Source organism: Paraburkholderia caffeinilytica, assembly GCF_003368325.1.
Lineage (GTDB): Bacteria > Pseudomonadota > Gammaproteobacteria > Burkholderiales > Burkholderiaceae > Paraburkholderia > Paraburkholderia caffeinilytica.
In genome coordinates, this window is record NZ_CP031466.1 from 2655555 (window position 1) to 2669417 (window position 13863).

Below are 13863 nucleotides of genomic sequence, written 5' to 3' on the forward strand. Positions count from 1 at the left end.
CGCTAGATCTCCCACGTAACGTGCTCTTTCAGCACCCGCGGTGGGCTGCCTCCGACGCAACTTCTCTCCGTAGTTACCGATCGCGTCAAGGTCGTAGCAGCTCCGACAATCACACCATTTGCAACCTTCACCCCTTTCAATATCGATACGGAGCACCCAATCCAAACACTGTCTCCAATCGAAACCACTTTCGGTGAATTGATAATTTTTCCGCCGTCGTCGCGAATTACGTGCAAATCCGTATCCATTATTAGAACGTCCCACGAGACCAGTACATTTCGCCCGAAAGAAATCTGCTGATGTGCAACGATTGCCGTTTCCGCCGTTATCTGCACGTTGTCACCGAAGACAAGTTTCCCTTTCACACTGATCTTGCACCCGTGCCCCAGTCTCGCCCTTCCTGAGAACTCAACCGCGCCGCGAACTTCCCAAATCGATCTAGCTTTTTGTCGATCGAATATTCCGATGTCGCCAAACCCGATTCGCACAGTGCCTGGTGTACTGCCGGTCACCAACACACTTCCGCCCATTTGCTTAAGCCAGACACGATGCGACACAAAAATTGGCAAACAGACAGCTTGATGAAATGGCAAATAACGAAGATTAAAAAAAATAGTTTTCGGAATACTTCGGATGAACTCGAAAACTCTAGTCATACTGCCCTCAGACAAAAATTCGGATAACCAATCCCAGCGTCGACAGAGAACTCATTTCAGCTGTTTCAACCAATACTGAGAGATGTTTCGGCGCCCGTATGGCCTAGCCGCAGCCACTGAGGCTTTTCGTCGCGCTTTCAGCTCAACAACATCTTCTGGGTATTTTTCCAGTATTTCTGATACGGTTTCCACAAAGGAGTCTTCAGCAACAACACGCCCGAAGGCTGCACGATTTATTATTTCGCGAGGACCGACGTGATCTGTTGCAATCGGGAAGACGCCACACGCCATAGACTCGATAATCACCATACCGAACAATTCTTCCCAACGGGCAACCTTCTTCGACGGAACAAGAAGGATGTCCAGCGAATTATAGAATTCGGCGAGTTTATTTTTATCAGAGATGTAACCTAGATACTCGATACCTTCATTTTTATTTACCGCCGCTTCCACATCGCGCTGCAGCGAACCTATTCCGGCTATTTTAAAAACAATTTTTCTTTTATAGTTACGGCAAGCCAATTCCAACACCGTGTCAATGCCCTTCACGCTTTCCAAGCGTCCCACATAGCCAACATGAAGCGTGTTTTTATCAGAGATATCAGCTGAATCGTTTGGCTTATAAATCATTTCGTCGTACGAGTGATACACTACGGACGATTGCACTCCAGCGAACTGTGAGCGCTCAAAATTTTTCTTACATTCATCGGTCACGAAGTACATGCCCGTGACCCATCTCTGAAGCGCTCTCCTCCAGGCCGACAAGACAAACCCGGTACGGTAGTTGTAAGGTTGAAATGACAGATCCCAGTAGGGCCATGACGAATGGACGTAGACCTCGTTATTCCTGATGATTCTCGATAACAACACCATCCGGGGATCGAATGGTGCGATACCAAGTACGATCGGGCCAGACCACTTCCTTCCTAAAATTAAAGGAAGAACGATTTTCACATTTCGAAATACCCTTTTTAGCAAACTGACGTCACGCCTAATGAGTGCTTTCGCAAACATTTTTAACACTGAAAACTCTGCGTAGCGGACGCTGCTGTCCAATTGCTCAGCAGCTGTCTCAAGCCCGAGATAGTGTTCAGGTGCTCCACGCTCGTGAATTACTAAAATTTCAGTTTTCATATGTTTCAAGCCTAACAACGGCGTGGCCTATCCGCATGAACAGAGCACATTTCCTGATAACTAACTTCGGTGCCGCGTAGAGCGATGTCCGAATCTATTGACCGCCAGCTAATCCAACCCGCTTGAACGCCTTCTTCGCCATCACAGGCTCCGTGTAGATCAACCAAGCTGCTGAGCAAACCGAAAATGCAGCCGCTATAACAATCGACTGAAAAATAGTAGGCTTAAGCAACAATCCGGACGCCAACGACAACGCGATCAGAATTGCGGACGGAAGCGTTCTCACCAGGTTGGAAAAACCTATTCCCGCTACCGCGAAAAACAATATGGAGTCCAGTATTGCTCGTATTGCCCACGCCAACGGCGCGCCGATCAGACCAAACTTATGTATCAAAGCGTAAACAAGAATAACGAAAGGCACTAATTCGAGCACTTGGAATCTTGCCAAGATTCCCGGCTTCCCTTGGGCTTGCAGCAACGTGTATGGCACATTCGCAAGGCCATTCGCCCAAACACCAACTAGTAGAAGCTGTGCTATCGGTGTCGCGACGGCGGCGAAATCCGCACCAACCCATATACTGAGCAGCGGTCCAACAAGTTGGATCCCCGGTGCAATGGCAGCAGTCATGGCAAGCGCGATAACTCGCGTCGCACGTGCTGCGAGTATCTTTGCGTCTCCACGTGTCTGAGTCGACAGTACGGGAAACAACGTCCTGCACACCGCCCGCGGGAAGATTCGGAGTTTATCGGCGATACTGAACGGTACGCTGTAATAACCGACCGCACCGGCCCCGACCAGTTTGCCCAAGACAATCCGATCGAAGGTCTCCAATATTGGACCTACTAGACCCGTAACAGCGACCCACGAGCTATATCCAAGCAAAACTGGGACTTGTTTATACTCAATTAATCTGATTGACTGTATTTTCAGTGCTCTTATCGCCGCTACTGCGAGAAAAGCCCCTGATAACCCGCGGCCGATCACGGTGGCCGGGATTATCACGCTTAATTCGGGCCCGATAATAATCGCACTCACCATCGGTGCCACCTGCAATAACACGGAGCCCAACCCTTGCAGGACATTTGCAATACCGAATTGCTGCTTCCCATCCAGCGCGCCAACGCAGACACCGCTTAAGGTACAGACCGGCACCGAAGCTGCAATCCACGGAAGACTTTTCAGCGCCTCAGCTTGCAGTGAATCCGGCATCTTTAAAAAATGGCTCATGATCACACCCGTGGTGGCATAGAGAAGAGCCCCTCCCACCATGCCGAATATGAAGTTCAGCCATATTGTCGTCCAGAATACCGAGAGCTCTTCGTCCGCTGAACGGAGCTTCGAAATCTGATTAGCCATCGTTCTGGATAGGCCGAAGTCAAAGACACCAAAATAGCCAACTATCGTCCAGACAATCGCCATCACGCCAAATCGCGCGTGACCGATGTGCGTCAACAGAAACGGTATCGTTGCCACGGACGCTGCAATTGGGATGACTCCGCCCAATATATTAAAAACAGTTCCGCGTCCCAGTGTTTTGGTGACCACGCTGAATCCCATGAAGAGCTGATGCCAATAAGCGAGACATGCGCGCTCTGTTAGTTCGCGCATGGCCCATTTGAATGCGATGCCTATGCTTCGTATTCGTACGAAGTGTAACGATAGGCGCCGTATTTGTACCCATATCCATATTTTCCGGAGTTTGGATTTACTCCGTTAAACACTAGTCCATTCGACTGGACGCCATTCAACGTTAGGCGTTTCAGCGACTCCGAAATTTCCCCAATCCTGGTAACGTTAGCCAGAGCAACGAGAAAAATCATTCCAGCCAGTGGGGCCAGGATACAAGCATCGGCAGCAGCGAGAATCGGCGGCGAGTCAATTAACACAACATCGTAATCCTTCGAAAACACCTTCAATAGCTCTGTCAACCGATCATTCAGCAGAAGCTCTGCGGGATTTGGAGGCAGGATCCCTGTCGGAATCATATCGAGGTTCTCGATAACATTTTTATTGATTGCCTTTTCAATTGGAATAGCTCCGGATATCAATTCCGAAAGTCCTGTATCGCGCGGAATACCGAAGTACTGATGCAAATGTCCCTTTCGCATGTCTCCGTCGATCACCAAAACCTTTTTACCGGATGCGGCGAGTATTGCCCCGAAATTCGCGCTAATAAACGATTTCCCGATTCCTGGCGCCGGCCCGGTGAATAAGACCACGTTATTCTTGGATTGCAGCAACGAGAATTGAAAAGCCGTTCTCAAACTTCTCAGACTTTCAATGGCCGGCTCCGTTGGATGATCCGTTGTGAGAAGGCTCGTTTCCCCGACATTCCTCTTCAACTTTTTCACCAGTTCCCGCTGCGCTGCGCTAAACGGAACGGTTGCATACACGCTAAGACCAACGCGTCGCTCGATTTCATTGGGGTCCGCGACACCTTTAAACAGCAAATTCCGGACGAATGCGATAGTGATACTAGTGAGCAGTCCAGCAAAAAGCGCTGCCGCTACGATCACAGCCTTTTTGGGCTTGATTGGATCTTCCGGTACAGAGGCGGTATCGACCAGACGTACACTTCCAACCTTGCCCGCCTTGATCAGTTGCAATTGTTCCGCATTGTTGAGCAACGACGTATAAAGATCTGTGCTGACTTGAACATCCAACATGGTGCGAACGACATCCTGCTGCACGTCAGGCAGCCTCTTAACCTGTTTCGTCACCTGATCGCCATAGCTCTCGAGCTGAGCAATCTGGGTATCCAGCGATTGGATGCCGGGATAAGACGGCGCAAATCTAGTTGCCAGTTCCGCTTTTTCCTGCTTCAACTGCAGTAGACGGGTTTGATAGTCGGCCGACTGGGTAAGCGCGAGTTTTGCTTCCTCGGTAAGGTCGACTGACCCACGACGATCTCTCATTTGGGTATAACGCAGTTGCGCGTTCTCCAAACGAGTTTTTATCGCTGGCAATTCTGTATTCAGAAATTCCAACGACTGCGCAGCCTCTTCCGACTTTCTTTCTACATTTTGCCGAACGTATTGATGCCCAATTTCGTTGAGCTGAGTGCTAACGGCAACGGGGTCCGGTCCCTGCAGGCTAGCGATAAGTACCCCCGACTCCTTCACTCGTTCCTGAACGTCAAGGTTCTTTCTGAATTCTTCAATAGTTTTAAACTTCGATTTCCGAATCAGCTCAAATTCTGTATTCGCATTCCCATTGAGGGCCTTTACTTGAAGCACAATCGGCCCATCCTCCGATTCCGTCCGCTCATCTTGCCCGACCGTGCCTTTGAAATCATGAGTAAGACCGTCACCTGACAGAATGAAGTGCATCGGGTCGACTACTTTGAGCCGAAATTTCTTGCCTTCGAGTTTCGGTGGAACGTCAAAAACAGTGACGTCAATGCTCTCCTGCCCCCACGCGAATCCACCGATCCCGAAAACTCCCGGATGGTGCAGACCCGAGTTCCGACTGGCGACCCATTTTCCGAGCATAGGAAAGCGACGTGGATACGCCTCGATATACAATCGAAGATTCTCGACCGTACGCGTCACGACCAGGCGCGAGTTGAGTATCTGGCCCTCAGCCGCAGCCGAGGATTTGACGTCAAACAGCGAGGAGACATTGCCAAGAAGACTCTTCGCTGCTGATGCGTCTGGACCGTCTTCCACTTGCACTAAAATGTCAGTCTCATAGATAGGCGTCGCCACGAACGCATACGCTGCGCCTAACAATAGAAAAATTGCTGTTACGATCGCAATCATCCATTTATTCTCGATGAATATATCGAGAATATTCACGAAATCAAGCGTCTCGTCCGCTTCCGGACTATTTATCATATCTGCGTCTTTATTCATTGAAGGTGGATCGAAATTAAACAGATCTATATCGATAAATTCGTCACTCGAGCACAGTATTCATTAATTTAATTGAATAGCTTTATTCGCTCGACCCACTCATTCACGCCACGATCTATCGAGTCCAGACATACCTCGAAGTCTGTTCGAGTCCCGCCATACGGATCCTTAATATCGAAATCACTAAATTTTCCTAGCTTGAATACCTTTCCCCGACATGTCGGATAACGCTTTCCGATGTATGCCACCTGAGAATCGTCCATCGCCAGGATCATGTCAGCCGTCGTACAGAACGGAGCCACGAGTTGTTGTGCACGATGCCCCCCAATACTTATCCGGCGTTCTCCCATCAACTCGATGGCAAGCTTGTCCGCGGAGCGACCGACTAATGCGTCTATTCCGGCAGAATTTATTTCCACATCTGGCAAGCGCTCTTTTATCAGCGCCTCTGCCATGGGGCTTCGACAAATATTGCCGATGCAGACGGTGAGGATCGATCGAATCATCACAGCTATAGCACTTCCAATTTGAAGAGAGCACCCTTCTGACCATGTGTCACAAAGACGATCTCATTCCTGGCCAGAACGAATTGTGCTTCACACGCAGAGCACTTCGGCACACGTCTCATGTCCGTTTGAACCATCATTTCGTGACAACTGCGGCCGTGAGACCGGCATTAATCGCCGGCAACAGCAGGCTCAAAATGCGGCTGAAGCGAACCAATCCGTTCCCATCGACGTACACGACGTCTTTCGGCTGCAGCTCGAACTGATTTGCGAGGACCATCGAAACAGGTGACCGGGCATCAAGATGAAACACTTGCGGGTGCGTCGTATCGTTTGATCCTCGAATCACATAAAGTTGAGCAGCGTCCGCGCTCGTCGTATTAAGACTGCCAGCTTGAGAAATTGCATCACTTAACGAGAGCCGGCCATTTTTCATAGGGACCGCCATCGCAGGTTTGTTCACCTCACCCATGACAAATATCCCATTGTCATCGCGGGACATCACGCGTAATAGGTCCCCGTTCCTCAAAAGGATTCGCGACGGGTTCTGTCCGTTTGCGAGCATCTGCGGCAGGTTTATTGGGTACTGACGTCCGCCTCGCACTAAAACCAAGCGGCTTTGGTCGGCAGTCGCATTAAATCCCCCCGACCGGTTGATCGCCTCGTACACCGTCATCGGTATATCGTTGATCGGCTGAGCGCCTGGTGTACGCACTTCGCCATCCACATAGACCTGCTTCGAACGGAACGATGCGACCCGCAACGTTATCTGCGGTTTGATGAATACCTTTGACAGCCTCTCTGAAAACAATCTCAGCGCCTCGCTGGGCTGCAATCCTTCAACGTGTAGTGTGCCGACGTAGGGAAATATGAGATTTCCCTCTTGATCTATGACAAATCCTGCTCCCGGGTCGGCTGAGCGGGTCGATGCTTGCGGCTGCGTTCCCAGCGCCGCAGCGAGTTCAGGATGGTCCCATACCGTAATTTGCAGCACGTCACCGGGGCCGAGCGTGTACGGCTTTGGATCGTCAAACAGCCCCGCCCATTCCCCCATCCCAGTGTCACGCGCTGAGTCACGCATCTGGGTGATCAACGCAATGTTGATATCTGTGATTGGCACCTGGAGATTCGTCGACGGTGTCTCCGCATCGCCGCTGGTTGCTGGCAACGTCGCCGGTTTGCTCATTCGCATACCGGGCGCAAACGCACAGGCAGTGGTCACAAAACATAGCGTCATTGTCGTCAGTACACGACGGGCATGCCGTCCGAAATACTCTATTCCAACATTGAACCCTTGACTTGTCCTTCTCAGCATCCGCACCGTCCACTCCGTCTCATATACCGTGATCCCCCGCGCAGGGGAATCTCCGTGGGTACTGGGCAGTCAACGTCGGCGCCTTGAACGCGCATTACCACTGCCCAATCCATCCAAACCTATGTCAATACGCGTTGAGGTTGATAAACCCCTTGGCCACGGTTGCCGCAACGATCCGCAAATCCAGCGCAAACGACCAGTTGCACAAGTAGTACAGGTCATGTTCAACACGCTTCTGCATTTTCTCGATCCGATCGGTCTCTCCCCGGAACCCATTCACTTGTGCCCAACCGGTAATGCCTGGCTTTATCCGATAACGATGGATATATCCATCGACAACCTTTTGGTAGAGTTCATCATGCTCAATCGCATGCGGCCGTGGCCCAACCACCGACATCTCACCGCGGAGCACGTTAAAGAACTGTGGCAGCTCGTCGAGGCTCGTTCGACGCAGAATCGCTCCGACTCGCGTGATACGCGGATCACCCTTAGTGGCCTGCGTCACGACACCCGCCTTCTCGGCGTGAGCCCGCATAGTTCTGAACTTATAGATCCGGAACACCTGCCCATCAGCCCCTTTCCGATACTGCTTGAAGAAAACCGGGCCGCGCGACGAACACTTCACCGCAATTGCAATAACCACCAACAACGGCGTCAATGCCAGCAACGCAAGCGCGGCAAACAAACGATCGAATATCTCTTTCTGCACCATCGCGCGCGCTGGCAACGGCGACGCAACCAGGCTGATCGCCGGGGCACCAATCAGATCCACCACGCCTGCGTCGAACAATGCCATGCTGCGCACGTCCGGAATGAAACGGATATTGACGAGATCGTCGCGGAACTCGCTCACAAAGCGGGCCATGGTCTCCGCTTCCGACAATGGCAACGCCAGCCAGAGTTCCTGAATGCCGCTCCTGCGGACGTGCTCGGCGAACTTCTCGAAGTCCTGGAATACGGCAATGCCTTTTGACGCGAAAATGTCTCCGGCGCCCACCTCGAACAATGCCGAAGCACGAAAGCCGCTCGCCGGAGAGGCCTGCACCTTGCCCACTACTTCCTTGCAATGACTGCCACCACCCACTACGGCGACATTGCGTAAGTTCATACCGGCGTAACGCACGCTGCGCAGCACCGTATGCAGCACCAATCGCGACCCAATCAATGCAGCGGCGCTCGTCGCAGTCCAATAGATGAACCACAGCCGCGAGACTATGTCCGTGCGATGCACCGAGAACATCAACACGAGACCGCCCATCTGGACCAGCAACCAGACCAGCGACAACTGACCGGTCAGACGCAATAGAGAGCGTCCACGCCACGATTCGTAGAGACCGAACACCGGGAATGAGACTAGGGCGAGTGCGACCGAAAACGTAATGAATGCGCCGTCCACCCGCGTCTGCGCAATGTCCTCAAAGCGGATGTGCGACGCCAGCAGTGCGCCTGCCACGATGAGAATCACGTCTACGAGCCGCATCAGTAAGCCTTGTAGTCCGAGCATGTTGCGACTTCCCCGCCAGAAGGTGGACCGCGTGCTCCGCCGAAGCGTCACGCGCGCCCGTATGTGTCATCAAAACGAACGATGTCGTCTTCGCCGAGATACGATCCGGACTGCACTTCGATGAGTTCGAGTGGCAACTTGCCCGGGTTCTCCAGACGGTGCGTTACGCCCAGCGGAATAAACGTAGACTGATTCTCACTGAGCATGAATTCCTCATCACCGCGTGTGACAAGCGCCGTGCCGCTCACCACGATCCAGTGCTCGGCGCGATGGTGATGCAATTGCAATGACAGACGACCGCCCGGATTCACGACGATCCGCTTTACCTGAAAGCGCTCACCATGGTCGATTGAGTCGTAGTACCCCCATGGACGCCGTACCTTTCGATGCGCATCGGCCTCAGGCGCTTGCAGCGCTCTCATCCGGCTGACCACGCTCTTTACTTCCTGCACGCGCGAGCGGTCGGCGACCAGCACGGCATCGTCGGTCTCCACAACGACCACGTTGGTCACGCCGACGCAGGCAATGAGACGCCCTTGCGAGTGGGCGAAGCTGGACGTCGCCCCTTCGAACACAACCCGTCCGCGCGCGGCGTTGCCGTCCGCGTCCTTGTCGAGCGCTTCCCATACCGCGTCCCAGGACCCAAGATCCGACCACCCTGCGTCAAGCGACACCACCACGCCTTCCGCGAATCGTTCGTCCGATCCGAGACGTTCCATCACCGCGTAGTCGATCGAGTCCGACGGGGAAGATTTGAAAGCCTCTGCGCCTGGGCGGAAATACAGCCCGTCGCAAGTACCTTGAGCGTGGGCTAACAAGCACGCATCATGCATCGCCGGCTGCATGATCTTGAGCATGGCGAGCCATACGCTCGCCCGCACGACGAATATCCCGCTATTCCACCAGTACTGGCCCGATGCGAGATACTGCGTGGCCAATTCGGCTGCGGGTTTTTCGACGAATCGCGCAATACGATGCGCACCGCCGCTAAGGTCAGAACCAAGCTTGATGTAACCAAAGCCTGTATCAGGACGCGTTGGCGGTACGCCCAGTGTCACTATCGCGCCGCGCTGCGCATGCCGCGCCGCCAACGCAATCGTCGACTGGAAAGCGGCGAGGTTCTCGATCGCGTGATCTGCCGGCATTGCAACAATGATCGCGTCGCCACCATCCGAACACGCCGCAGCGGCGGCGAGCGTCAGCGCCGGTGCCGTGTCGCGTCGCGCTGGTTCAACCACGATGCGTGCGTCGATTCCTTTTGCGCGGAGTTGTTCCGACGTAACGAAACGGTGTTCGTCGCCGCATACGATGATCGGCGCACTCACCGTCCTTCCACCGGCATGGAACCCATTCATTCGTTCCACGGTAGCTTGAAGTAGCGAATCCGGTCCGAGCAGATCAATCAATTGTTTGGGATATTGTTCCCGTGACATGGGCCACAGTCGCGAACCCGCTCCTCCCGCAAGTACAACAGGTACGAGTCGCACGGCCGCTGCAGAGGTCCTCTCTTCGGTCGGAACGATCTTGATATCGCTATCACGAACTTCCGCATCATTCACCGACGTGTAACCCATATGTACTCCTATTCGACATTTCAACAGGATCGGAAAAGCGGCACTTTTAATTTCCTAGTACATTGTCGGCGGCCTGACGTGCCCCCCGATCACGGGCCGTACACAGTCGCCAAAATCATGCCCACCGACGCTACAACGTCTGCCTCAAACAAATGCGAAGTGAATTGAGTGGCGCGACTAACGACCGGCGCCGGTTACCACCACACGCGGCAGTGGCGTGGAGTTTTAACCTGACATGAGATTCGCACTTCTCTCACCGGCCATAAAGGATTGCGCTTTCTCAAAAATCTGCTGATGTGCGTCATCTCTTCACAATGAACGCTGCTCGCTTTTTTCGAGTTCCGGAATAAATTATCTTCAATAGCTTAGATCTCAAGCACTACCGCCGCTTCTCTTCTTTAAAAGAACCGCCTCGGCTTCAGTTGCAGTGCATCATACATAGGCTGCCTTCTGACGTAATGTGACTGACGGAAAACGCCAACATGTTGGCGTTTTAGCCCATTCGCTTCTGACGTGTCTGAATAGGCTATTCGTGTGTCTCATGCATCATGCTTCGCTCACATACAACAGCCGGTTAACATCGCAATTTAGGTCAACACGGTGTACCGGCCCAGGAAAATATGGGCAAACCACCATGGCAAATTGCGCCATGTATTTGGCTGACTCAATCCATTTCTTTGGTCTACTGCCGCCACAACAGACATGATTTCATCCGGTGCCGAAGGCTGTATCTGAGGTGCGCCCCTACGATCGGATCAATTGCTACTCCGGAAGCGGCCTGAGAATTGCAACTGTCTTTCTGTAATTTCAAGTGGTTGTTTTTATGACTTCGCGGGACGTCAGGCGAACCCCGTGCCGGCGAAACCTTCATTGACGCTGTTGGCAATGCTCGATGGCGGCTGATGCGGTAGATCTACGAAATAAACGCACTCGCGATAAAAGACGCAATGCCGACCGGCACTATGAAGATCGTGCATAGCCGCATCCGCATCATCAACTTAGCCCTTGCAACTTCCCAATGGCCGCGCGCGCGACGCGGCTGGAACTCAAGAAAGATGAGTGGTTGGAAGTGCCGCCTCCCGACCTTCAAAGCGGAAAGCAAACTGAAGATCAGATAGACAAGCGTCCAGCCGAAACAAGATTTCGAAAGAACCGAAAGTGCGATTACCATATATTTCGCCACTTGATTTAACAATTTTGACGTCTCGATCCTACCGTGCAACGCAGCAATTTCCATGACAAACGTTTGGCTTTATCCGTCGTCTTTCGCCTCGTCGGCTGACATATGTGACTTGCCGGCATACCCCGTTCCTGAAAGGTGTGCGTCCGCGATCCAAGCATTGGCCGGTGCAGCATGTCTGGCGTGATCGACTTTAGATCGTTGCTTGCTGTACAGCACTACAGTCGGAATTTTTGCGCTAAACCGTCAGAGACGTGGCGACATCCGCCACCCCGTCTGGCATTCTTCGCGCCAAGGTGGGCAGTACGACCAGCCAATTAGTGCCGCCAATCTGGCACTTCGCGAACTGCCGTCAGCGTCGCATGCAAGGTTTCAACTAGCTCGGTCTCTGATGAACACCACCACGATGCCGCGTTGAACACCAATGGATGCTCCGGCTACTAGAGGACGTCTGCTGAAGATATCTGAAGAAGAACTCGATTGGTTTCCGGAAAATCAACCCAATAAATTCCGTTTTCCCGTCTAGACGCCCTGGAACTGATCTACTCGCAACCGATAGTTAACCAGACAACTTCCCAGTTTGACGCCTTCTAGCCATATAACTTCCGTGCGCGCAATCGTTGACGGTTGACCTCAGGCCCCTGCTGCCCTAGCCAATTCCGGCAAACGAGTGCCATTGCTGACGTCGCAAACATCCCCTCCTCGATGCCTTTTTCAGCGAGCACGACACAAGCGCCTCGCATTACCAAAGGTATGGGAAAGTACACAGAAAATGTAGCGGGAAGATTCAATTTGGCTTGCTACGCTGCAATGCCAGACCGTCCATCATGGCTTCGAGCGAGAACGTCGCGCATTCAGGGCACGCTGCGTGGCGGCAGAATGCGCCAAACATAGCCCATCGAATCGCTTTGTCAGTGCTTGCCCGCTCACGCCGATTCTTGTCACATCCGGGAGTAAACCGATGCCCAACACCTCAAGACACTATTTCGCTGCCGGGCTGGTTGCCGTCGCCATGTCGCTTGCAGGCAGCCAGTCGTTTGCACAACAGGTCGTCAAAATCGGTGTGTCAGCTCCGCTGACCGGCGCCGGAGCCGCCAACGGAAAAGACATCGAGAACGGTGTTCGCCTCGCTGTCGAAGAGGCCAACGCCCAGCATACGAAGCTGGGCGGACAGGAGGTGCGCTTCGAGCTGGACTCCGTCGACGATCAGGGCGACCCGCGCATCGGTGTGCAAGTCGCCCAGAAACTCGTCGACGACGGTGTGGTCGCCGTGGTGGGCTACTACAACTCCGGAGTCGCCTTGCCTTCGTCGCCGATATTCGCCAGGGCCGGCATTCCGTTGATCGACCCCGCCGCCACGAACCCGGCCATCACCAGGCAAGGGCTGAAGAACGTCTTTCGTATTATCGCCACCGACGCACAGAACTCCGGCAATGCAGGAAAGTACGCGGTAACGGTCACCAGGGCGCAGCGCATTGCGGTGATGGACGACCGCACGGCATTTGGCCAGGGCGCCGTGGAGGAATTCAAGAAAGCTGTCGTCGCCGCGGGCGGCCATATCGTCGCCTCGGAATACACCAACGACAAGGCTGTCGAATTCAATGCGCAGCTCACGAATATCAAGGCGGCGAACGCGGACCTGCTGTATTTTGCCGGCCTTGATAACCAGGCCGCGCTCCTGACCCGGCGAATGAGTCAACTCGGCATGAAGACGCAGTTCGTGGGAAGCGGAGGCATTGCCGACAGCATCTTCCTCGGCGTGGCGGGCCATGCTGCCGAGGGCGCAATGGCGTGGGAGTACGGGCGGCCTGTCGAGTCCCTTCCTCAAGGCAAAGCGTTCGCGGAAAAATTCAAAAAGAGATTTGGCGCGGATACACTGACTTACGCGCCATTCGCCTATGACTGTGCATGGGTGGCGATCAACGCAATGAAACAGACGAATTCCGCAAAACCCGAGGTATTCATGCCCGCATTGCGAACCATGCAGTACGACGGCATCACGGGAAAGATTGAATTCGATTCGTACGGTGACCTGAAACATCCGACATCGACGCTCTATCAGGTGAAAGGCGCCAGGTGGGAACCTGTGACGACCATCAGTGCCGAGTGACTTGGTGAGCGGTTGTGGTTGAAGCGGGC

Annotated in this window: 10 protein-coding genes; 1 reads left to right on the forward strand and 9 read right to left on the reverse strand. The window is 53.3% G+C overall.

Features of this window, described 5'->3' with window-relative positions:
• Positions 1–2: 2 nt before the first annotated feature.
• From DSC91_RS11825 to DSC91_RS11865, 9 genes are all read right to left on the reverse strand, one after another.
• Positions 3–656 (reverse strand): acyltransferase, encoded by a 654-nt coding sequence (locus DSC91_RS11825; protein ID WP_115778332.1) that lies wholly within the window; start codon positions 654–656, stop codon positions 3–5.
• A 51-nt stretch (positions 657–707) separates the two neighbouring features.
• Positions 708–1790, reverse strand: a complete 1083-nt coding sequence (locus tag DSC91_RS11830; RefSeq protein WP_115778334.1) for a glycosyltransferase — start codon at positions 1788–1790, stop codon at positions 708–710.
• Positions 1791–1884: 94 nt separating this feature from the next.
• Entirely contained in the window at positions 1885–3399 is a 1515-nt protein-coding gene (locus DSC91_RS11835; protein WP_115778336.1) for a flippase, read from the reverse strand.
• A 20-nt stretch (positions 3400–3419) separates the two neighbouring features.
• Entirely contained in the window at positions 3420–5645 is a 2226-nt protein-coding gene (locus tag DSC91_RS11840) for a polysaccharide biosynthesis tyrosine autokinase (RefSeq protein ID WP_115778338.1), read from the reverse strand.
• A 68-nt stretch (positions 5646–5713) separates the two neighbouring features.
• The gene (locus DSC91_RS11845; RefSeq protein WP_115778340.1) at positions 5714–6151 is read right to left on the reverse strand and encodes a low molecular weight protein-tyrosine-phosphatase; all 438 of its coding nucleotides are present in this window, start codon (positions 6149–6151) and stop codon (positions 5714–5716) included.
• 136 nt (positions 6152–6287) lie between these two features.
• Positions 6288–7466, reverse strand: coding sequence for a polysaccharide biosynthesis/export family protein (locus DSC91_RS11850; protein ID WP_229758372.1), 1179 nt, complete (start codon positions 7464–7466; stop codon positions 6288–6290).
• Positions 7467–7590: 124 nt separating this feature from the next.
• A complete protein-coding gene (locus DSC91_RS11855; protein ID WP_115778344.1) occupies positions 7591–8970 on the reverse strand; it encodes an undecaprenyl-phosphate glucose phosphotransferase in 1380 nt (459 codons plus the stop codon).
• A 47-nt stretch (positions 8971–9017) separates the two neighbouring features.
• The gene (locus DSC91_RS11860; protein WP_115778346.1) at positions 9018–10544 is read right to left on the reverse strand and encodes a mannose-1-phosphate guanylyltransferase/mannose-6-phosphate isomerase; all 1527 of its coding nucleotides are present in this window, start codon (positions 10542–10544) and stop codon (positions 9018–9020) included.
• Between the two features lie 913 nt (positions 10545–11457).
• The gene (locus DSC91_RS11865) at positions 11458–11781 is read right to left on the reverse strand and encodes a hypothetical protein (protein WP_229758371.1); all 324 of its coding nucleotides are present in this window, start codon (positions 11779–11781) and stop codon (positions 11458–11460) included.
• A 904-nt stretch (positions 11782–12685) separates the two neighbouring features.
• Between DSC91_RS11865 and DSC91_RS11870 the strand changes: the two genes are divergently transcribed.
• The gene (locus DSC91_RS11870) at positions 12686–13834 is read left to right on the forward strand and encodes a branched-chain amino acid ABC transporter substrate-binding protein (RefSeq protein ID WP_115778347.1); all 1149 of its coding nucleotides are present in this window, start codon (positions 12686–12688) and stop codon (positions 13832–13834) included.
• Positions 13835–13863 lie beyond the last annotated feature (29 nt).

Bases quoted from the DNA above. Each gene is read 5' to 3' on its own strand.
- DSC91_RS11865 (WP_229758371.1), bottom strand. From the start codon at position 11,781: ATGGAAATTGCTGCGTTGCACGGTAGGATCGAGACGTCAAAATTGTTA.
- DSC91_RS11870 (WP_115778347.1), top strand. From the start codon at position 12,686: ATGCCCAACACCTCAAGACACTATTTCGCTGCCGGGCTGGTTGCCGTC.
- DSC91_RS11850 (WP_229758372.1), bottom strand. From the start codon at position 7,466: ATGCTGAGAAGGACAAGTCAAGGGTTCAATGTTGGAATAGAGTATTTC.
- DSC91_RS11830 (WP_115778334.1), bottom strand. From the start codon at position 1,790: ATGAAAACTGAAATTTTAGTAATTCACGAGCGTGGAGCACCTGAACAC.
- DSC91_RS11860 (WP_115778346.1), bottom strand. From the start codon at position 10,544: ATGGGTTACACGTCGGTGAATGATGCGGAAGTTCGTGATAGCGATATC.
- DSC91_RS11855 (WP_115778344.1), bottom strand. From the start codon at position 8,970: ATGCTCGGACTACAAGGCTTACTGATGCGGCTCGTAGACGTGATTCTC.
- DSC91_RS11835 (WP_115778336.1), bottom strand. From the start codon at position 3,399: ATGCGCGAACTAACAGAGCGCGCATGTCTCGCTTATTGGCATCAGCTC.
- DSC91_RS11825 (WP_115778332.1), bottom strand. From the start codon at position 656: ATGACTAGAGTTTTCGAGTTCATCCGAAGTATTCCGAAAACTATTTTT.
- DSC91_RS11840 (WP_115778338.1), bottom strand. From the start codon at position 5,645: ATGAATAAAGACGCAGATATGATAAATAGTCCGGAAGCGGACGAGACG.
- DSC91_RS11845 (WP_115778340.1), bottom strand. From the start codon at position 6,151: ATGATTCGATCGATCCTCACCGTCTGCATCGGCAATATTTGTCGAAGC.